This window comes from Ochrobactrum soli, assembly GCF_003664555.1.
Taxonomy (GTDB): Bacteria; Pseudomonadota; Alphaproteobacteria; order Rhizobiales; family Rhizobiaceae; genus Brucella; species Brucella teleogrylli.
Genome location: NZ_RCHH01000001.1, coordinates 608,094 through 629,070 on the forward strand (window position 1 = coordinate 608,094; position 20,977 = coordinate 629,070).

Consider the following 20,977-nt stretch of genomic DNA (forward strand, 5'->3'; position numbering starts at 1 on the left):
AATGCTCACTGGCTTTCTTCACCGGCGTTGATCATCGCCGCGACTTCCGCTTCAGCAACTTTCACACCATCAACCTCAGCCACGCACTCATATTTGGAAATATTGGCGCGCTGTTTGGTTTTCTTGACATGCAGAAGCAGGCGATCGCCCGGAACAACCGGACGGCGGAACTTCGCATTGTCGATCGTCATAAAATAGACCACGCCCGGGCGACCGGTCTTGCGCTGCAGCAGCGAGATGGCACCAGCGGTCTGCGCCATGGCTTCGATAATCAGAACACCCGGCATGATCGGCTTTTCCGGGAAATGCCCGGTAAAATGCGGCTCATTGATCGTGACATTCTTTATGCCGGTTGCCGAACGATCGCCATCAATATCCACGATCCGGTCAATCAGCAGAAAGGGATATCGGTGCGGCAACACTGCCAGAAGATCCTGAATATCCGCCGCTTCGAGTTTCGTCTGTTCCGTATCACTCATCTGAGGATTGCTCCTTTCTTGATTGCCCGATGCTGCGAATGTTCGCGATATCGCGGAACCATTGCTTGATAGGACGTGCGGGAAGACCTCCCCAACGTTCTCCATCGGGTATATCGTTCATAACACCGCTCGCAGCGGCAATCTGCACGCCCGAGCCGATAATCAGGTGATCCGCAAGACCGACGCGACCGCCAAGCATGGTCCCGTCGCCGATCACGCAACTTCCGGAAATACCGCAATGCGCGGCAATGAGACAAAAACGACCGATGCGCACATTATGCGCAATCTGGACGAGATTATCGATTTTGGAGCCCTCACCGATCACCGTGTCGCTCAGCGACCCGCGATCAACCGTCGTATTGGCTCCGATCTCGACATTGTCCTGAATAACAACCCGACCGATCTGTGGAACTTTATCAAGTCCTGCAGCGCCGGGGACATAGCCGAAACCGTCCTGACCGATACGCACGCCGGGATGCAACAAAACACGATTGCCGATAAAAGCGCACTGGATCGTCACACCAGGCCCGACATAGCTGTCGCGTCCAATCTGGCAATTCTCGCCGATCACCGCCGTTGCAGCAATCAACGTGCCTGAACCGATGGTGACGCCCTTGCCGATCACCGCGCCCGCTTCAACGGTCGCGCCATCTTCGACATGCGCTGAAGGGTGGATAAAAGCCTGCGGGGAAATGCCGGTTTCGCCAAGCCAGCTTTCCATCTTGGCCGAGGTCGGAAACAGCATGCGCCCAACGGCGGAAAAATCGCGATGCGGATTGCGGGTAATCAGGGCTGCCATATGCGAAGGAACGCTTGGAGCGACATCTTCCTTGCAGAGAACGCCAGCGGCTTTGATACCGGCCAGCGCTTCGGCATTTTTCTTACCTTCCACGAAGATAAGCGAACCCTCTCCGGCATCCTTCATGGAAGCCAGACGCTCAACAGAACGCGGTGCAAGCTTCGGGTCACGAAGTCTTGCACCGGTGAAATCAGCAACATCGCCAATCGTGAGTTCACGAGAAGGCGAGAAAAAGACGGGATCTGCCATCAGTACACTTTCTCTCCCGGGGCGTAGCCGCCCCGGGGAAAGGCAAATCGGTTAGAACTTGGTCGAAACACCGAAGTTGAAGTTCTGAACCTTATCAGTATCAGCCTTCGCGACCGGGAATGCGTAGTCGAAGCGCAACGGACCGAACGGCGAAGCCCACATCAGGCTGAGACCGACCGAAGCGCGAAGCTTCTTGTCGTCGCCGAGAACCGGCTGATTACCCAACACGTCGTCACCGCCATAGAGCATGGCCGCATCAGCGAAGAATGCCCCACGGATACCGAGGCTTTCCGGTACGACAGGCATCGGGAACTGCACTTCAGCCGTACCGTTGATGTAGGTCGTGCCGCCCATCCAGTAACGCTGGCCGCTGGCAGAATCCTGGTAACGACCAATGCCGTTGAACTTGAAGCCGCGAATGATATCCGAATTGTTCTTGAACAAGTCGAAGATACGAACGCCGTCGTCGCCGAATTCGTGGATGTAACCACCACCGACACCCAGCATACCGACAATGTCGGCTTCCTGCGCCAGCGTCTTATAGTAGTTACCCTTGAAAGTCGTCTTCAGGAACTTCGCATCGCCACCAAGACCTGCAAATTCCTGCGTGAACTTGCCAAAGAGGCCTTCATGCGGATTCTTCATGTCATCGATGGTGTTATACGTCAGCGAATAGCTGACCGACGAGCGAAGCCATGGGCTGTTTTCTGCAGCTTCCTGCAGAGCAGGCGCATAGTAATCAGCAATATTGTCGCGGAACAGGTCATACTTTTCCTGAACCAGGTTGTAAGCGAGACCGACCGAGAAGTTTTCCGTGACCGGAAGACCGAAGCGAATCGTACCGCCAGTCTGCTCGACGTCGTAGTCATCGTTCACGCGATAGCTGCGACGGAATACGTCGAAGCCAGCCGAAATGCGATAGCCAAGGAAATACGGTTCCGTGAAGGACAGGCCGTAATTGCGCATATCGTCCTGACCGGCACCGGCGCTGAGACGGATATACTGGCCGCGACCGAGGAAGTTACGCTCAGTGATTGCACCTTCGACAGACGCACCCGGCGTTTCGCCGCCGGTGGTGTAACCGCCACCGATGGAGAATTCACCCGTCGACTTTTCGACAACATCCACAACCAGAATCACCTGGTCCGGCTCGGAACCCGGAGCGGTCGAGATGTTGACGGTCTGGAAGAAGTCCAGAGCCTCAAGGCGACGCTTGGCGCGCTGCACCATGACCTGATTGAAGGCATCGCCTTCGTTCATGTCGAACTCACGACGAATCACGTAATCGCGCGTCTTGTCGTTGCCGCGGATTTCGATGCGCTGGATATAAGCGCGCGGACCCTGATCAACGCTATAGACAACCGAGATCGTGCGATTCTCGAAGTTGCGGTCACCGCGTGGCTCAACCTTGGCGAAGGCATAACCGCTGCCGGCAACACTTTCAGTTACAGCCAGAACGGAATCTTCAACTTCCTTGGCGCTATAGGCGCGACCCGAACGGGTCTTCACGAGACCGGACAAAGCGTCTGTATTGACGCCATCAACGGTGCTTTCAACACTCACATCGCCGAAGGTGTAACGCTGACCTTCATCGACGGTGATCGTAATCGTGTATTCATTGGTAGCCGGATCGAGAACCGCATTCGACGAAACAACGCGGAAATCGGCATAACCACGATTGTAATAGAAGCGACGCAGCGTTTCTTCATCAGCCTGCAAACGGCCTTCGTCATAAACGTCATTACGGGTCAGCCACGACAGCGGGTTCGAACGCTTGGTGGAGATGACGTCGCGCAGACGGCGACCGCTATAGGCCTGATTGCCGACGAATTCGATATTTTCGATCTTGGTGCGCGAGCCTTCATTGACTTCATAGACAACGTTGACGCGACCCTGACCGAGATCGACAGTGCGCGCATTAACCGTCGCATCGCTGCGTCCGATACGTGCATAGGCAGCCTTGATCGTTTCCTTGTCCGATTCCATCGTCGCCGCATCGAAAGGCGAACGCGGCTTCAGCTGCACGGCGCGCGTCAGGTCAGGATCCTTGATCTTCTTATTACCCTGGAACAGGACGTTGTTGACCACGGAACGCTCACTGACGGTCACGACAAGCGTGCTGCCAGACTGGTTGATGCGAACATCGGAAAACAGGCCCATGCCGAAAAGACGCTTCACAGCGGCATCGATATCGGCGCTGGTGAAGGCTTTACCCGGACGAATGTCGATATTGTCGCGAATGGTCTGAGCATCAACGCGCGTATTACCGCGAACATCGATACGGCTCACAACGGCAGCTTCCGCGACATTCACGGATGCGAGCGAGAGCGCAGCAGTACCCGAAGCCACTAGAGCCACCGACATGGCGAGCGCGGACGCGGCGCCAAAGAATTTAGAACTTGCCGTCATAGGCTTTCCGAACCTTCGTTTCTGTCCCCGGGACGATTAACCCAGAAAAATGCGTACAGATACAACCGTATTAGCCGGTTTTTCCATACAAGCAAGCGTTGCGGTTAAATTCTGTTTACTTAGGCAACAAGCGTGGCATCCATGCCACGCGAATTGTGAGTTATGGTAAACAGATTGCTTAGCTTTTCTGGTCGTCGCTCCCAATGTTCACTTCTGTTTAACACCTTGCCCGGCCTCCGTCGGTCAAAGCGTCGCCTCACTGCAGTCAGCTTAACCGGACAAGCCGGTCTGGCCAATAATCCCCAAGATCGTCATCCCCCAAGATTTCAATTCCTAGGACCGCTGCCTGAGACAGTCGGCATTTGATCTAGCAGGCAAAGAGGTCGTTGAAAAGTACGAACCCCATAAATCCCATCACAAGAAGGAATCCGATGCGGTAGAAAATTTCCTGCGCCGCCGGTGAAACCGGGCTGCCCTTGACCGCTTCGACCGCGTAGAAAACCAGATGCCCGCCATCCAGCGGCGGCAGGGGAAACAGGTTCAAAAGCCCGATCCCGATGGAGAGCATAGCCGTCAATTGTATCAACCAGTCAAAGCCGGCGCTCGCCGCCTTGCTCGCCATATTGGCGATCTTGACCGGCCCACCGAGCTGACACTTGTCCTCACGGCCAAAGGCGAAACGTGTGAAAAACTCACCTGTGCGGCTGATGATGAAGCCCGTTTCCATCACCGCCTGCCCGACTGATTCGAGCGGACCATATTCAATACGGCGGAAATTGCCGACCGCTTCCGTGGTCTCGACACCGATGGCGCCAAGCTTCACCTTGTTGCCGAGCGGATCGGTTCTCTCGACGGTTGCGGGCGTCGCCTTGAGATCAACCATCTTGCCGCCGCGCTCCACCGTGAAGTCGAGCGTATCGCCTGCACGGCCCGAAACGATGCGCTGTACATCGGCAAAAGTGGTGATCTTCTCGCCCTCAACGCTGATAAAGCGATCACCGGGTTCAAAACCGGCAGCCGCAGCCGGGCTGTTCGGCTGAACGCCCGCAATCAGGGGATCGGCGATCTGCCGCCCATAAAGCGCAAAGAAGACGCTGAAAATCACGATGGTCAGGATGATATTGAAAGCAGGACCGGCAAAAACCGTTGCCGCACGTTTCCAGACCGGCTGAGTGTGGAACGCGCGCTTGCGATCCTCCTCGCTCAGTGCATTGTTAGCCACACCGACGGGCGAACTGGTTTCGCTTTCATCGCCAATGAACTTCACATAGCCGCCAAGCGGGATTGCAGAGAGCTTCCAGCGGGTTCCACGACGGTCGGTGAAGCCGAGAAGTTCGGGGCCGAAGCCAATTGAAAATGCCTGCGCACCGATGCCGCACCATCGCGCCACCAGATAATGCCCCATCTCATGCACGAATACGACGATTGTGAGAACGAAAAGGAACGGTACGATTGTCCCGACAAGCAGGCTTTCACCGCCGAAGAAAAAGGCCAGAGCCTCCTGCAAATGACTACTCCTTACAAATCACCCAGTGATCGACAGCGGCCACAGCACGGCATCGACCCTCGTACTCTACGAATCGTCTGCCGCTTAGAAACTGAAAAAGATAGCAGATGGCACATCCGGCTCCGCAATCACGGCACCAAAGAGGTATAGAAGTGCAGCGGCGGCGACAAGCCCATCCACACGGTCCAGCACGCCACCATGCCCCGGCAGAAGACGGCCAGAATCCTTGGCGCCGAACTGGCGCTTCACCCAGGATTCCGCCAGATCGCCGATCTGCGAAACGATAGAGAGCAGAAGCGCCAGCAACGGCACGATCAGGCTACCCGGTGTCGCCACCAGCGAAGCGACCAGAATGCCGCCAGCGACCGCCGCCGCAGCACCGCCAATAGCGCCAGACCATGTCTTGTTGGGCGAAAAACGCGGCGCAAGCTTTGGCCCGCCCAAAGCGCGACCATTGAAATAGGCTGCGATGTCAGTGGACCAGACGACGGCGAACAGAAAAACGATGGCCGTAAAGCCGAAGGGCTCGTCACCGCGCAGGAGCGAAAGCGATATCGCCGAGAACCCGGCATAGAAAAGTCCGGCGGCAGGCCAGCCACGCCCGGTTTTCCACTGCGTGGCGAGAAGAATCAGCGTTCCCAGCAAAAGCGTGCCGATGGTCAGCAACGCGCTGCGGTCCAGAATAAGAAGGATGGCTGTCAGGACCAGCCAGAGCCAGCCGAAAACCCGCGAAAACGATGTTTGACGTGGAGCGCTCAGCGCCGTCCATTCGTAGAACATCGCCAGACCGATAGCGATAGCGAAAAGCGTGAAACCCAACCCGCCTACCCAGGTCAGCCACAAGGCCAATGCGCCGAGCACGATGGCGGTGAGAATACGGGTTTGCAGATTGGACATTGACACCTTTCGGCTTGCACTACGTCAGAGCATGCGATGCGATGGAACAGAGCAATGACGAAGCACGGCTGCGAAACGATCTGTCATGCCGCACCTATTGCCCCATTGCCCGGCTGCCCTCTTCGCATTCGACGAGGCCGTCTTCAAGACTGCTCCGCGCCTCCACACCACCAAAGCGGCGCTCACGCTGACGGAACACTTCATAGGCAGCATCGAGATCGGCCGGACGGAAATCCGGCCAGTGACCGGGCAGAAACAGAAATTCCGCATAAGCGGCCTGCCAAAGCAGAAAATTCGACAGACGCATCTCGCCACTGGTGCGGATGATGAGGTCCGGGTCGGGCATGGAAGCGGTATCGAGATTTGCCGAGAGCAGCTCGGCGGAAATTGACGACGGGTCGAGACGACCGGCAGCGACGTCGCGCGCCAGGCTCTTGACTGCACGGACGATCTCGTCGCGAGACCCGTAATTGAAGGCAATCACCAGATTGAGACCGGTATTGCGGCGGGTCAGCGCTTCTGCTTCGGTGAGCAGCCCACGAATATCGTCGGTCAGCCCTTCGCGCTCGCCGATGATGCTGACCTTCACATTGTTACGATGAAGATCGGCAAGATCGCGACGGATAAACAGTTTGAGCAGACCGAGCAGGTCATTGACCTCACCGCTCGGTCGCGACCAGTTTTCGGAAGAAAACGCAAAAAGCGTGAGAAAGCCAAGACCGCGATCACCCGCCGCCCGCACCGTTTCGCGCAGCGCTTCCACGCCAGCACGATGCCCGGCGCTACGCGGCAAGCCGCGCGCCTTCGCCCAACGGCCATTGCCATCCATAATAATGGCGATGTGGCGCGGATCGGACATTCCTGGCTCTCCTTTTACGAACGTCATACAGGTCCTAGACCTGCATGATTTCGCCTTCCTTGACAGCAACGACCTTGTCCATCTCGGCGATGGTGTCGTCGGTCAGCTTCTGCACCTTTTCGGACAGAACGCGGCTGTCATCCTGACTGATGTCGCCGTCCTTCTCCAGCTTTTTCAGCGTATCCATACCGTCGCGACGCACATGGCGAGCGGCAATACGGCCCTGCTCCGCATATTGATGCGCAATCTTGACCAGTTCCTTGCGGCGCTGTTCGTTCAGTTCCGGCAGCGGAATACGCAGTGTCATGCCGTCGGTGATCGGGTTGAGGCCCAGACCGGAATCACGGATAGCGCGCTCGACGGCGCCAACCATGCTCTTGTCCCAAACGGAAACCGAAAGCATGCGCGATTCCGGAACCGTGATATTGGCAACCTGATTGATCGGCATCGTCGCGCCATAGGCTTCGATGGTGATTGGCTCAAGCAGGCTGGCGGAAGCGCGACCGGTACGAAGACCGTTCAGATCGTGCTTCAAAGAATTGACTGCGCCTTCCATGCGGCGTTTCAGGTCGTTGATGTCAAAAGCATCACTCATGCATATTCTCCTTCGATACGCAGCAAGGCATGTGAACGATCAGTGTCGATCAATTATCGGAAACGATCGTGCAACGTCCCTTGCCTTGCAGAATTTCGGCCAAGCCGCCGTTTTCATGGATGGAATAGACTATTATCGGAATGTTGTTCTCACGCGCAAGGGCAACAGCTGCCGTATCCATGACAGCCAGTCCGCGATCGAGAACTTCCTTGTGGGTGAGCGTGTCGAACCGGGTCGCGGTCGGGTCTTTCTTGGGATCAGCCGAATAGATGCCGTCCACCTGCGTGCCCTTCAAAAGCGCATCCGCGCCGATTTCTGCGGCGCGCAACGCTGCCGCTGAATCGGTCGTGAAGAACGGATTGCCCGTACCGCCTGCAAAAATCACCACTTTGCCCTCGTCCATATAGGCCGTCGCCTGACGCTGCGAGAAACTCTCGCAGATTTCCGGCATTGCTATGGCGGAGAGAACAACGGCGTCCACGCCGATCTTGTGCAGCGAGGTGCGCAGCGCCAGCGAATTGATCACCGTCGCCAGCATACCCATATGGTCACCCGTCACGCGGTCGCCGCCCTTGGACGCCACCGCGACACCACGGAAAATATTGCCGCCGCCGATCACCACGCCGACTTCGACGCCGAGCAGCCGGGCCTGTTTGATATCGTTGGCGATACGATCTGCAACGGAGACATCGATGCCGAAACCCTGACTGCCCATCAATGCCTCGCCCGAGGCTTTCAAAAGGACGCGTTTATAGGCGGGCTTGCCGGACATGGAATGCTCTCCACTGATCGTAATAAAGTGATTGTGTTGCGTTCCGATACACGAAGGGCACCGCGTTGTCACGCGATGCCCTTCATAATCAAAAGCCTTTTCAGGCTAAAGCATGTTCTGAAAGCGCAAATACGCTTTCAGAGGAAGACCAGAGCCGATTAACCCTTGGCTGCAGCAGCGACTTCAGCAGCGAAATCGCTTTCTTCCTTTTCGATGCCTTCACCAAGTGCGATACGGGCAAAGCCGGTGATCTTAGCCGGAGCGCCGATGGCCTTTTCAGCTTCCTTGAGGGCAGCTGCAACCGTCAGGTCAGGATTGATGACGAAAGCCTGCGAAAGAAGAACAACTTCTTCGTAGAACTTGCGCATACGGCCTTCGATCATCTTTTCGATGATGTTGTCCGGCTTGCCGGATTCGCGAGCCTGCTCAATGAAGATCGCCTTTTCGCGCTCGGCAGCAGCCGGGTCGAGTTCTTCAGCGGTCAGAGCGAGCGGGTTGATAGCGGCAACGTGCATGGCGACCTGACGGCCGAATGCGTTTGCAGCTTCTGCGTCACCTGCGGTTTCGATAGCAACCAGAACGCCGAGCTTGCCGAGACCGTCAGCAACGCCGTTGTGGATGTAGGTTGCAACTGCACCCTGCGGAACGGACAGAGCAGCCGAACGACGGAAACCAATGTTTTCGCCAATGGTTGCAACTGCGTCCTTCGCAGTTTCGGTAACGGTCTTGCCGTCGATGTTGGCGTTGGCCACAGCTTCAGCCGAACCGTCGGTGGTCAGGGCAGCCTGAGCGATCTTGCGGACCAGATCCTGGAAAGCGTCGTTGCGGGCAACGAAGTCGGTTTCGGAGTTGACTTCAACGACAACAGCCTTGTTGCCGGAAGATGCAACGCCAACCAGACCTTCAGCAGCCGTGCGGCCAGCCTTCTTGTCAGCCTTTGCAATGCCCTTGGCGCGCAGCCAATCGACAGCAGCTTCGATGTCGCCGTTGGTTTCTGCAAGAGCAGCCTTGCAGTCCATCATGCCAGCGCCGGTCAGTTCGCGGAGTTCTTTAACCTGAGATGCGGAAATGCTCATTGTGTCGCCTTTCACGAAAGCGAAGGCACACCGAATGGGTGTGCCAACTTTGAACCGGCGCCATTTTGACGAAGCGTGAATTTGCCCGAAAACCGTCAAACGTGCTTCGGAATCACGCGTCCGCGCCGGAATGAAACGAGATTATCCATCCGCCTCTATCAGAGATATGACGGATGGATGAAATCAAACGCTGATTAAGCGCCTTCAGCCGGAGCTTCGAGAGCTGGCTCAACCGGAGCTTCAGCCTGCGCACCGATGTCGATGCCCATTGCGCCCTGCTGGCGAGCAATACCGTCGAGAGCAGCGCGTGCAACCAGATCGCAATAGAGCGAGATAGCGCGTGCAGCGTCGTCGTTGCCCGGGATCGGGTAGTCGATCTGGTCCGGATCGCAGTTCGAATCGATCACGGCAACAACCGGAATGCCAAGACGCTTGGCTTCCTGGATAGCAATTGCTTCCTTGTTGGTGTCGATGATGAAGATCAGGTCAGGAACCGAACCCATGTCCTTGATGCCACCGAGTGCGCGGTCAAGCTTTTCACGCTCACGCTGAAGGTTCAGAAGTTCCTTCTTGGTGAAGCCTTGGCCTTCGCCAGCCAGAAGTTCGTCGAGCTTGCGCAGACGCTGGATCGAGTTGGAGATCGTCTTCCAGTTGGTCATCATGCCGCCGAGCCAGCGGGCGTTGACGTAGTACTGAGCCGAACGGTTTGCTGCATCGGCAATGATGTCCGAAGCCTGACGCTTCGTGCCGACGAACAGGACGCGACCGCCGCGAGCAACGGTGTCCGAAACGATCTTCAGCGCGTTGTGCAGCAGAGGAACGGTCTGGGACAGGTCCATGATGTGGATGTTGTTACGAGCGCCATAGATGAAAGGCGCCATCTTCGGGTTCCAGCGGTGGGTCTGGTGGCCGAAGTGAACACCAGCTTCCAGAAGCTGGCGCATGCTGAAATCAGGCAATGCCATCTTTATTTTCCTTTTCCGGTTTAACCTCCACGGGCTGAGGCGATTGCTCGCCACCGGAGGTTCTTGCCGGATTTCTCCCGGCAAAAGCCCAATCCCGTGTGTGGAATAGGCGCGCTGTTAACCGATCGCGCCATGAATTGCAAGTCATCCAGCCAATATAACGCCAAACGGCGTATCTGGGCATCCTCAATTGCAGGATTTGGCCTTTTCCTTGGCCGCATCGAATACGTCCAGCTTCACGAGCTTGCCACGCATGGCGAAGTCACCATAGTCCATGGTGAGATCGCGCGTGATACCATTGCGGTAAAGTTTGAAGTTGATGCGATAGATCGGCAGCCCGTCCTGCTTTTCCTTGTCATCGAAATAAGCAATCGTCACCGGCCAGACCGGGTCTTTGGAAAAAGGGCCCATGAACTTGGTTTCATCATCCGACGGGGTCTGCCCCTTGCCGACAACGACTGTGGTGGCGACCACGCGGTCGGCGTCTTCCGACGCATCGAACAGCGACGTCTGATAGAACTTCTGACCCGCTTCAGCCTTGCCGATCAGCTCTTCCATATGCTGGGTCGGAAATTGCGTCCCGCGCAGATCAATCTTGTTTTCCTTCGGCTTCGACAGTTCCACCACCGTCTTGCCACCTTCAAGTTTGGCATCGCCGCGCACTTCCTTGACAAGTTCCTTGTCGACAAAGGTCTTGTTGACGAAGCGGAAGCTCTTGCCGTCGCTGCCTTCGAAGGTCGTCGTCTGCTGATCGGTGACGCGCTGCGGCTGCTCTTCCATGTCGATGCGGGTCACGAAACGGAAGTTCGTCGTATAGCCTTCGCAGGCAGATCCGTTGAACTCATAGACCATGCGCCCAGTCAGACCGCTGATGCCTGACTTTTCATCGGCGCGGTCCAGCGTCAAATCGTAAACGGCGCGATGCGGCACCAGCGTTACCGTCGAAGCCGCTTGGGCCACGCTCGCAAGTCCTGCCCACACACAGGCGGCGGTTCCACTTGCAGCAACAACCACTTTAAAACCCGGCTTCAAAAAACGCATACATGAATCTCCCGATGAGTTGACAAGCATGATAAAAAAACTCGTGGCGGAAGCGAGGCAAAAAACGCACCCTTCCCAAAAAGCTTCACCGATTCTGCCTATAGGGTGACGGAGAAGTCCCTTTGCAAGCAAGGATTAATGCAATGACCGACACGATCGAAAGCCGCTTGAAAAACCTGGGTATATCCCTGCCCGTAGCCGCGGCACCGGCTGCAAACTATGTCCCCTTTGCTGAAACAGGCTCGCTTTTGCTCACTTCGGGCCAGCTGCCGCTGGAAAATGGCAAACTTGTGCACACTGGCCAGGTTGGCGACAAATTGACGGTTGCCCATGGCCAGGTTGCGGCGCGCGCCTGCGCCGTGAACATTCTGGCACAGGCCAAGGCTGCGCTCGGCGATCTTGAAAAAATCAAGCGCATCGTGAAGATCACCGTTTTTGTGTCCTCGACCGCTGATTTCGTTGAACAGCATCTCGTTGCCAATGGCGCGTCCGATCTGCTCGTCGCCGTTTTGGGCGATGCTGGCAAACATGCGCGTTCCGCCGTCGGCGTCGCCAGCCTGCCGCTCAACGCGCCGGTTGAAGTCGAAGCGATTATCGAGGTTGCATAATGTCCTCCATCGACTGGCTCGCAAAGCGCCCGGTGGCGCATCGCGGATTGCACGATCTGAACAAAACCCGCTGGGAAAACACGCTCGCTGCGTTTGAGGCAGCCGCCAAGGCGGGCTTTGCTATCGAGTGCGACGTGCATCTGACGAAAGACGGCGGCGTGGTCGTTTTCCATGATGACGACCTGCAACGTCTTGCCGGTCGCGAGGGTCGCATCAGCGACCTCACGCTCTCCGAAGCAACCGCGCTTAACGTCGGCGGCACTGCCGAGCGCGTCCCGACGCTTCGCCAGATGCTTGATCTGGTCGATGGACGAGTTCCGCTGGTGATCGAACTCAAGGGCATCGAAGGTCGCGATGACGGGCTGGTCGCAGCCGTTGCCCGCGAGCTTGGCGAATATAAGGGCGAAGCGGCCATCATGTCGTTCGATCATCACCTGATCCGCCGCTTTGCAAGCGACGCGCCTGGCATTCCGGGCGGGCTGACGGCGGAAGGCACCCGCACGCAGGATTTCGAAGCGCATTTCTCCATGCTCGCGCATGGCATTTCCTTCGTATCCTATAATGTGCATCATCTGCCGAACCCGTTCGTCACCTTCGTGCGGGAAAAGCTGCATATGCCGGTCATCAGCTGGACAGTGCGCGACCGGGAAATGCAGAAGCACAGCGAACTCAATGTCGAACAGTTCACGTTCGAAGGGTTCGACCCTCGCTCACTGGTCGCCTGAGAGCAAAGGATTTGCGGTGAACGACGAAGATCCGCACAGTGAAGAAAGATTCGTTCTTCGCATCGTTGAAAATATCAGCGAGTTTACGGAAGACGAATGGGGCAGTCTTGCCGGGGCCTCCCGGCAGGACGCGAACTATAATCCTTTCACGACCCGCGCTTTCCTGTCCGCGCTGGAGGAATCGGGTTCCGTTTCCCGAAAAGCAGGTTGGCTGCCGCGCCATCTGCGTCTTGAAAACAATCGTGGCGAATTGCTCGGCGTTGTACCGAACTATCTGAAAGGACACAGCCAGGGCGAATATGTGTTCGACCACGGTTGGGCCGATGCTTTCGAGCGGGCTGGCGGGCGTTACTACCCGAAATTTCAGGCGGCTATTCCCTTCACGCCCGCAACCGGGCCGCGCCTTCTCAACCATATTGCCTATGATGGCGAAGCCGTGCGGCTGGCACTGGCAGGCGGTTTGCGCGAGCTAACCGATCAGGCAGGCGTATCCTCGGCGCATGTGACATTTGCCCTGCCCGACGAAATAAATGCGCTGGAACGCGCGGGCTTTCTGCACCGGACGGACCAGCAGTTTCATTTTATAAACAACGGCTTTTCCAATTATGATGACTTTCTGAGTGAACTTGTTTCGCGCAAACGCAAGGCGCTCAAAAAGGAACGCCGCGAAGCGCTGTCCGATGGCATTGAAATCGTCTGGCTGACCGGCAGCGACCTGACGGAAGCGGTCTGGGACGATTTCTTTGCTTTCTATATGGATACGGGCAGCCGCAAATGGGGCCGCCCTTATCTCAACCGCAAGTTCTATTCGCTGATCGGCCAGACCATGGCCGAGGATATTCTGCTGGTCATGGCAAAACGCGCCGGACGCTATATTGCCGGTGCCATCAATTTCATCGGTGGGGACAGGCTGTTCGGCAGACACTGGGGTTGCATCGAGGACCACCCCTATCTGCATTTCGAGGTCTGCTACCATCAGGCCATCGACTTCGCCATCGAGCGCAAGCTGCGCGTGGTGGAGGCAGGCGCGCAGGGCGAACATAAGCTTGCACGCGGTTATGTGCCAGTAACGACCCATTCCGCGCATTACATCGTCAATGAAAGTTTCCGAAATGCGGTGAGCGACTATCTCGTTCAGGAACGGCGCGAGGTCGAGCAAATTCATGAGGCACTGGAGGAACACACACCCTACCGCCACGAAGCTGCCCCCACGAAGCTTGCCTAACGCCTCTCTATGCGGTCAAATTTGGCAAAGTCCAGCATTGGAGAGAATCGCATGTCTGCCACCTATGACGACAACAACATCTTCGCGAAAATCCTGCGGGGTGAAATTCCGTCCACCCGCGTCTACGAAACCGACGATGTCGTCGCTTTCATGGATGTCATGCCGCAGGGCACCGGCCACACGCTGGTTGTGCCGAAGGCGCCGTCGCGCAATCTGCTCGACGCCAAGCCGGAAAAGCTGGCCGTCGTCATCGCCGCCGTGCAGAAAATCGCGCAGGCCGTGAAGAAGGCTTTCAATGCCGATGGCGTCACCGTCATGCAGTTCAACGAACCGGCTTCCGGCCAGACCGTCTATCATCTGCATTTCCACGTCATTCCGCGTTTTGAAGGCGTCGCTCTCAAGCCGCATACTGGCCAGATGGAAGACGCAGCCGTTCTTTCAGCAAATGCTGAAAAAATCCGCGCAGCGCTCTGATAAGACTCACTCTTAGAGCGTCAACAGACCGGCAATCAGCAGGATTTCCGCAACCGCGATACCGACAAGCAAACGCTTGCCAGCCATCAGATAGGCGGCAAATCCTGCACCGGCGGCTCCGACCCGAAGCCATATCGGCGAATCGGCAAGTGCGCCGTTCGGATAAAGAATAAGCTGTGCAATCACGCCCGCGACCAGCGCGGTTGCCACACAGCGCACCAGCACAAGAAACTCGGAATCCTCGCGGACTCGCCCGCCGACGATTACGCCCATGACGCGAAAAATATAGGTCGGCAGCGATCCCGCCAGAATGATGAAGACGAACGGCCACCACTGGCTGTCAAAACTGTCCCAGTTCATAGCGCCTTCTCCTTCGTCATGCTGCGCTTTCTGTGGAATCCAAAGGCGATCAGGCCACCCACAATGCCCGTGCAGAGCAGGTCATATCCCGGCATGAACTGGTGAAAGAGCGGAAACAACAGCAAGCCGGACGCCATCGCGACCTGCCCTGCCAGTTCGCGCGCCGACCGCCAGAGCGAGGTCAGAAAATACATTGGCGTCAGCAGGAAAAGGGCTGCAAACACAACCGGCGGGAACGAAGACGACAGCATATAGACAATCGCCACCACCAGCGCATTGGTTCCAACCAGAACCGAGCCGATCCCGGCAAAATAGCTGGTGCGCATGTCACGCGGAATATTGCGCAACTCCTCCATCGCCATGACCCAGGCCGTCACCGCCACGAAATGGCAGAGCACCGCTAGCGTCAGCTTACGCGTTTTTGGCCCTTTGAGTTCCGGCAGAAGCGCCACTACCATCGGCATGAGGCGCACCGAGGACAGTCCGACAGCGAGCGCAGCGGCAGGCAGTGTTGCGCCTGCACTGACGGCACCGATCAGCACGACCTTGGCGGGCAGTGCCCAGATGGTCAGCGTCATGAACACCGCCTGCCCGACCGAAATGCCGCTTTCAATCGCAAGCCCGGCAAAGCCGACAAACGAACTCATCAGCAAGATGGCCGGAATGCTGAAAATGCGGCTGCAACCACGCAGAAACCAGCGAAAATGCTGGCCGCTATGCGCTGGCGCAATGTCCTGATGTGGAGGCTTATCTGGAAGATGAGTCGCTGGCATGAAGCCACGTTAGAATAGAATTGACCGAGGATCGATAAGTTTAAACTTCAAACGAAAACGGCCCCTCCGAAGAGGGGCCGTCTGTTCATGCATTTATTTCTTGCGCGGCACTTTCGGCACCGACGATTTGGCGCTTGAAGCTTGCGGCGCCGCTTTTGCAGCTGGCTTCGGAGCTGGTTCGTCCTTACCGGCCAGAACCTTTTCCTTTTCAGCCTTCTTCGGCGCGGCCTTCCGGCGCGGAGAAATCTTCTTCTCGGCCGGAATATCCTTCTTCGGCTTCACCGGCTGCTCGGCGACGGATTCCAGCGACAGATCGGTCTTGCCGTCTGCCTTGGTGATCACATCGACGCGTACCGTACCGCCATGCTTGAGCTTTCCGAACAGCACTTCATCGGCCAGCGGCTTCTTGATGTGTTCCTGAATGACACGTCCGAGCGGACGCGCGCCCATGCGCTCATCATAGCCCTTGTCGGCCAGCCATGCGATTGCGCCTTCGGTCAGTTCGAAGGTAACGCCGCGTTCGGCAAGCTGGGCTTCGAGTTGAAGAACGAACTTCTGCACAACCTGATGAATAACCGGAACCGGCAGAGGACCGAACGGAATGATCGCATCGAGACGGTTGCGGAACTCCGGCGTGAATAGCCGGTTGATCGCTTCCATATCGTCGCCTTCACGCCGCGTGGAACCGAAGCCGATTGCCGCTCTGGCCATATCCGACGCACCGGCATTGGTGGTCATGATCAGGATCACATTGCGGAAATCGATCTTCTTGCCGTTATGGTCGGTCAGCGAGCCATGATCCATGACCTGCAACAGAATGTTGTAAAGGTCCGGATGGGCTTTCTCGATTTCGTCGAGCAGCAGCACGCAATGCGGATGCTGGTCCACGCCATCGGTCAAAAGACCGCCCTGATCGAAGCCGACATAGCCGGGAGGCGCGCCGATAAGCCGCGAAACCGTATGGCGCTCCATATATTCCGACATGTCGAAACGCAGGAGTTCCACACCAAGCGAGGCGGCAAGCTGCTTGGCAACTTCCGTCTTGCCGACGCCGGTTGGGCCGGAGAACAGATAGGAGCCGATTGGCTTGTCCGGTTCACGCAGACCCGCACGGGCCAGCTTGATCGAGGCCGACAGCGCTTCGATAGCCAGATCCTGGCCATAGACGACACGCTTCAGTTCCGCATCGAGATGCGACAGGACGAGTTCATCATCCTTCGAGACGGACTTCGGCGGGATACGGGCCATCGTCGCGATGGTCGCTTCGATTTCCTTCACGCCGATGGTCTTCTTGCGCTTGTTTTCCGGCAGCAGCATCTGGCTGGCGCCGGTTTCGTCGATCACGTCGATCGCCTTATCGGGCAGCTTTCGGTCGGAAATATAGCGCGCGGATAGCTCCACCGCCGACTTGATGGCGTCGACCGTGTATTTGACCTTGTGGAAATCCTCGAAGTAAGGCTTCAGCCCCTTCATGATTTCAATCGCATCCGGGATCGACGGCTCATTGACGTCGATCTTCTGGAAACGACGCACAAGCGCGCGGTCCTTCTCGAAGAACTGGCGATATTCCTTATAGGTCGTCGATCCGATGCAACGGATTGCGCCGGACGACAGTGCTGGCTTGAGCAGGTTCGATGCATCCATCGCACCGCCCGAAGTCGCACCGGCACCGATGACCGTGTGGATTTCGTCGATGAACAGAACCGCACCCGGAAACTCTTCGAGTTCCTTCACGACCTGCTTCAGACGCTCTTCAAAGTCACCGCGATAGCGCGTTCCCGCCAGAAGTGTGCCCATGTCGAGCGAGAAGATCATCGCGTCGGCAAGCGCTTCAGGAACCTGTCCTTCCACAATGCGTTTCGCGAGACCCTCGGCAATGGCCGTCTTGCCGACGCCGGGATCACCCACATAAAGCGGGTTGTTCTTGGAGCGGCGGCACAGAACCTGAATCGTCCGGCTGATTTCGCTGTCGCGACCAATCAGTGGATCGATACGACCGGCTTTGGCTTTGTCATTGAGGTTGACGCAGTAAGCAGACAGGGCGTCCTGCTTCTTCTTCGGTCCCTCTTCCTGCTCCCCACCGGGGCGCTGCTCCTCGCTCGGGCTTTCGGCACCGCGCGGCGAACGGGTTTCGCCGCTTTGAGGACGCTTGGAAATGCCGTGTGAAATATAGTTCACGGCATCGTAACGGGTCATCTGCTGCTCCTGAAGGAAATAGGCAGCATGGCTTTCCCGTTCCGCAAAGATGGCGACGAGCACATTGGCACCCGTAACTTCCTCGCGATTCGAAGATTGAACGTGAATGACGGCGCGCTGGATCACACGTTGGAAAGCGGCCGTCGGTTTGGAATCCTCGTCATAGCCGGTGACGAGATTGTCCAGTTCGCGGTCGATATAATCGGTAACGACGCGCTTGAGGTGCTCCAGATCGACGTTGCAGGCGCGCATCACTGCGCCGGCATCCTGATCGTCGATCAGGGCAAGCAAAAGATGTTCGAGCGTAGCATATTCGTGATGCCGCTCGTTTGCGATGGTCAGGGCTTGATGCAGTGCCCTTTCAAGGCTGGGAGAGAACGATGGCATAAGACCTCACTTTTTCTCCATCACGCATTGCAGCGGATGCTGATTCTGGCGGGCAAAATCCATGACCTGGCTCACTTTGGTCTCGGCGACTTCGTATGTAAATACTCCGCATTCACCGACACCGTGATTGTGAACATGCAGCATGATGCGCGTGGCATCATCAAGGCTTTTTTGGAAAAAACGCTGCAGGACATGTACGACGAACTCCATGGGGGTGTAGTCGTCGTTTAGTAGCAGGACACGGTAGAGGCTGGGCTTCTTGGTTTTGGGCTGCGTGCGCGTGACCACAACGGTGCCGTTTTCCGGCCCGTTCCCGCCATCGGTCTTGCTTTGCATGACTGTATTGAAATGCCTCATGAAACCTGTACCCAAATGCCCATCTGCCGACCCCGCCCTGCCTCAATATGTAGGTCTTTTCGTTCTGATTTTAAGCCCTTCAGTGGCACTTGCAACCGAGACTTATTACCAGCGAGCCCCTTGACACAACTAATATAGGTCAAGCACCCGTTTGCTAAAGCTTTCTGCCAAAAGTGGCGTTTGTTTTTTGACGGAACGGGCATCGCGCAGCTGCGAAAAAACTTCATAAATGCGTGATCAAAGCTGCGACCAAGGCCGAGTGACCGCAAAAATTTTCAGAAAATTATGAACGACGCGCTTACCATAAACGGATTGGTAACGCTGATGACATTAGGGTGGTGGAATTAGATTGCTGTGTGCCTTTTGCGCCGCAGCTTAAAAATTCCGGAATACAGGTAGGGTCATCATCGTGCGTATGGCATTCAGTAAAGTCGCATATGCCCTGAAAAAAGCGGCGCAAGCTACACTTCTTCTCGCGACCGTTACAGGCTGTTCGACAGCATCCACCACGATACCGGCGATTGCCGCCAGCGACAGATATGCTGCGATCGTGGTCGATGCGAATACGGGCAAGACGCTTTTTGCTTCAAACGCCGACGCGCAGCGCTATCCCGCTTCGCTGACCAAGATGATGACGCTCTATATGCTCTTCGAAGCCATGCAGGCCGGACGGATCAGCAGGGATACGCCCATCCCCGTGTCAGCCTATGCCCGTTCGCGTCCACCGACAAAGATCGGCTTCCGCCCGGGCCAGACCATCCGCGCCGAAGATGCGGCGCTCGCCATGATCACCAAGTCCGCCAATGACGTTGCGGCGGCGGTCGGCGAATATATCGGCGGTTCGGAAGAGCGCTTTGCCCAGATGATGACCGCCAAGGCGCGCCGTCTCGGCATGCGCAACACCACGTTCCGCAACGCATCAGGCCTGCCGAACATGGCGCAGCATTCCACCGCGCGCGACATGGCTATCCTCGGCATGGCGCTTCGTCAGCATTTCCCGCGTGAATTCTCCTATTTCTCGCGCCGCAGCTTTGTTTATCGTGGTCAGACCATCAACGGTCACAACCGCCTGCTGGGCCGCATCGAAGGCGTCGACGGCATCAAGACCGGCTATACCAATGCTTCCGGCTACAACCTCGTTTCGTCGGTCAATCTCGATGGCCGCCGCATCGTTGCCGTGGTCATGGGCGGCAATACAGGCGCAAGCCGCGACGCCCATATGGCGCAGCTGATCAACAAATATCTCCCGCAGGCCAAGCGCGGTCGCAGTACCGACGCTCTCATTGCCGCAACCAATGACGTTCCGCAGACTGTCGCCGCCGTCGATCTGCCGAAGGCGAGACAAGCGCCTGTGCCGGTTGCCCGTGTCGAATCGGTCAACGAAGTCATCAACAACGAATCCGGTGAAGGTGACGCGGAACAGCCGCAGGTGCTTGCACTGGCCGCTCCAACAGCCCGTCCGGCTGCGCTCGCAGCACAGGCCGCCATTCGCCCGACACCGAAGGCCAAAATCCCATCCGGCACCCTGCAGGCTCAGGCCCAAGCGCAGGCACAGGAGGTAGACCCGGTCACCACCGCATCGGCCCCGTCTGCTGGCGGCTGGGCGATCCAGATCGGTTCTCTGCCGAGCGAAGGTCAGGCCCGCGACATGCTTGCCAAGGCGTCCTCGTCTGTCGGTGGCGCGCTGCGCAGCGCATCGCCCTACACGGAAACCTTCAACAAGGGTAACGCCACATTCTACCGCGCCCGCTTCGTCGGCTTCACCTCGAAGCAGGCTGCATGGGATGCTTGTGCTTCTCTCAAGAAGAAGAGCTTCGGCTGCTATGCCGTCGCCAACTGATCAATCGCGAGGGGATTTTTTCTCCTCGCAACAGCTTCAAACCCGAATTTTGTAAAGCGTAGAGGGTTTCGAGATGTCCAATATGAAAGACACATTCGTACCGCCGCTGAAGACCACCATTTGGTCTCATGAAGAAAACCGTGTGCCTTCGCTGGGCGGTCTGTTCTCGGTACAGACGCTCAAGCAGGCTGCATTGCGGATTGCCGATGTGCGTCGCGGCACGGGGTTTCAAACCCGTGATCTCGTCGGCCTGCTGGTCAGCCATGCCGCTCGTAACAAACGCATCGCCCAGCCACGTGCCCGGATGCGCATGACGCTGCCAGTCAATTCCAACACGATCACCGTTCGTGTGACGATTGAAAACTGAGCGGCAATTAGCTGAAT

General features: G+C 57.0%; 21 protein-coding genes. 6 read left to right on the top strand and 15 right to left on the bottom strand.

Going from position 1 to position 20,977, the window contains the following annotated elements; genetic code table 11:
• Positions 1-5 precede the first annotated feature (5 nt).
• The 11 genes from fabZ to eipB all read right to left on the bottom strand — a co-directional run bounded on the left by fabZ (position 6) and on the right by eipB (position 11,648).
• Positions 6-479, bottom strand: coding sequence for a 3-hydroxyacyl-ACP dehydratase FabZ (gene fabZ / locus D8666_RS02920; RefSeq protein WP_109369165.1), 474 nt, complete (start codon positions 477-479; stop codon positions 6-8).
• Entirely contained in the window at positions 472-1,527 is a 1,056-nt protein-coding gene (gene lpxD / locus D8666_RS02925; RefSeq protein ID WP_109369166.1) for a UDP-3-O-(3-hydroxymyristoyl)glucosamine N-acyltransferase, read from the bottom strand. Before lpxD ends, fabZ begins: the two co-directional genes overlap by 8 nt.
• A 51-nt stretch (positions 1,528-1,578) precedes the next feature.
• Positions 1,579-3,936: an outer membrane protein assembly factor BamA gene (bamA, locus tag D8666_RS02930; RefSeq protein WP_235858874.1), complete on the bottom strand. Its 2,358-nt coding sequence runs from the start codon at positions 3,934-3,936 to the stop codon at positions 1,579-1,581.
• Positions 3,937-4,303: 367 nt separating this feature from the next.
• Entirely contained in the window at positions 4,304-5,443 is a 1,140-nt protein-coding gene (gene rseP, locus D8666_RS02935) for an RIP metalloprotease RseP (protein WP_109369167.1), read from the bottom strand.
• An 84-nt stretch (positions 5,444-5,527) separates the two neighbouring features.
• Positions 5,528-6,340: a phosphatidate cytidylyltransferase gene (locus tag D8666_RS02940; protein WP_109369168.1), complete on the bottom strand. Its 813-nt coding sequence runs from the start codon at positions 6,338-6,340 to the stop codon at positions 5,528-5,530.
• A gap of 94 nt (positions 6,341-6,434) precedes the next feature.
• Positions 6,435-7,199, bottom strand: coding sequence for an isoprenyl transferase (locus D8666_RS02945; protein ID WP_109369169.1), 765 nt, complete (start codon positions 7,197-7,199; stop codon positions 6,435-6,437).
• A gap of 34 nt (positions 7,200-7,233) precedes the next feature.
• A complete protein-coding gene (frr, locus tag D8666_RS02950) occupies positions 7,234-7,794 on the bottom strand; it encodes a ribosome recycling factor (protein ID WP_078340836.1) in 561 nt (186 codons plus the stop codon).
• A gap of 49 nt (positions 7,795-7,843) precedes the next feature.
• The gene (gene pyrH / locus D8666_RS02955) at positions 7,844-8,566 is read right to left on the bottom strand and encodes a UMP kinase (RefSeq protein ID WP_109369170.1); all 723 of its coding nucleotides are present in this window, start codon (positions 8,564-8,566) and stop codon (positions 7,844-7,846) included.
• Between the two features lie 158 nt (positions 8,567-8,724).
• On the bottom strand, positions 8,725-9,642 hold the full coding sequence (gene tsf, locus D8666_RS02960) for a translation elongation factor Ts (RefSeq protein WP_109369171.1): 918 nt from the start codon (positions 9,640-9,642) through the stop codon (positions 8,725-8,727).
• Between the two features lie 194 nt (positions 9,643-9,836).
• The gene (gene rpsB / locus D8666_RS02965; protein ID WP_109369172.1) at positions 9,837-10,607 is read right to left on the bottom strand and encodes a 30S ribosomal protein S2; all 771 of its coding nucleotides are present in this window, start codon (positions 10,605-10,607) and stop codon (positions 9,837-9,839) included.
• A gap of 186 nt (positions 10,608-10,793) precedes the next feature.
• Positions 10,794-11,648 (bottom strand): cell envelope integrity protein EipB, encoded by an 855-nt coding sequence (gene eipB / locus D8666_RS02970; protein WP_109369173.1) that lies wholly within the window; start codon positions 11,646-11,648, stop codon positions 10,794-10,796.
• Positions 11,649-11,791: 143 nt separating this feature from the next.
• Here eipB and D8666_RS02975 point away from each other — a divergent pair, with 143 nt between their 5' ends.
• From D8666_RS02975 to D8666_RS02990, 4 genes are read left to right on the top strand one after another with little or no spacing between them, the layout of a single operon-like run.
• Entirely contained in the window at positions 11,792-12,256 is a 465-nt protein-coding gene (locus D8666_RS02975) for a RidA family protein (protein ID WP_109369174.1), read from the top strand.
• A complete protein-coding gene (locus D8666_RS02980) occupies positions 12,256-12,981 on the top strand; it encodes a glycerophosphodiester phosphodiesterase (protein ID WP_121536254.1) in 726 nt (241 codons plus the stop codon). Before D8666_RS02975 ends, D8666_RS02980 begins: the two co-directional genes overlap by 1 nt.
• A gap of 16 nt (positions 12,982-12,997) precedes the next feature.
• On the top strand, positions 12,998-14,206 hold the full coding sequence (locus D8666_RS02985) for a GNAT family N-acetyltransferase (protein WP_109369176.1): 1,209 nt from the start codon (positions 12,998-13,000) through the stop codon (positions 14,204-14,206).
• A gap of 51 nt (positions 14,207-14,257) precedes the next feature.
• Positions 14,258-14,680, top strand: coding sequence for an HIT family protein (locus D8666_RS02990; protein WP_109369177.1), 423 nt, complete (start codon positions 14,258-14,260; stop codon positions 14,678-14,680).
• A 12-nt stretch (positions 14,681-14,692) separates the two neighbouring features.
• Here D8666_RS02990 and D8666_RS02995 read toward each other — a convergent pair whose 3' ends face one another.
• The 4 genes from D8666_RS02995 to clpS all read right to left on the bottom strand — a co-directional run bounded on the left by D8666_RS02995 (position 14,693) and on the right by clpS (position 18,753).
• Positions 14,693-15,040, bottom strand: coding sequence for an AzlD domain-containing protein (locus D8666_RS02995; protein ID WP_109369178.1), 348 nt, complete (start codon positions 15,038-15,040; stop codon positions 14,693-14,695).
• A complete protein-coding gene (locus D8666_RS03000) occupies positions 15,037-15,687 on the bottom strand; it encodes an AzlC family ABC transporter permease (RefSeq protein ID WP_109370248.1) in 651 nt (216 codons plus the stop codon). Before D8666_RS03000 ends, D8666_RS02995 begins: the two co-directional genes overlap by 4 nt.
• A gap of 219 nt (positions 15,688-15,906) precedes the next feature.
• Positions 15,907-18,396 (bottom strand): ATP-dependent Clp protease ATP-binding subunit ClpA, encoded by a 2,490-nt coding sequence (gene clpA / locus D8666_RS03005; protein WP_121536256.1) that lies wholly within the window; start codon positions 18,394-18,396, stop codon positions 15,907-15,909.
• Positions 18,397-18,402: 6 nt separating this feature from the next.
• Positions 18,403-18,753 carry an ATP-dependent Clp protease adapter ClpS gene (gene clpS, locus D8666_RS03010; RefSeq protein ID WP_109369180.1) on the bottom strand — a complete coding sequence of 117 codons (351 nt, stop codon included), beginning with the start codon at positions 18,751-18,753 and terminating at the stop codon, positions 18,403-18,405.
• A gap of 409 nt (positions 18,754-19,162) precedes the next feature.
• Between clpS and D8666_RS03015 the strand changes: the two genes are divergently transcribed.
• Both D8666_RS03015 and D8666_RS03020 read left to right on the top strand, forming a co-directional pair.
• Positions 19,163-20,593 (top strand): D-alanyl-D-alanine carboxypeptidase, encoded by a 1,431-nt coding sequence (locus tag D8666_RS03015; protein WP_109369181.1) that lies wholly within the window; start codon positions 19,163-19,165, stop codon positions 20,591-20,593.
• 73 nt (positions 20,594-20,666) lie between these two features.
• Positions 20,667-20,960, top strand: a complete 294-nt coding sequence (locus D8666_RS03020; protein ID WP_109369182.1) for a hypothetical protein — start codon at positions 20,667-20,669, stop codon at positions 20,958-20,960.
• Positions 20,961-20,977 lie beyond the last annotated feature (17 nt).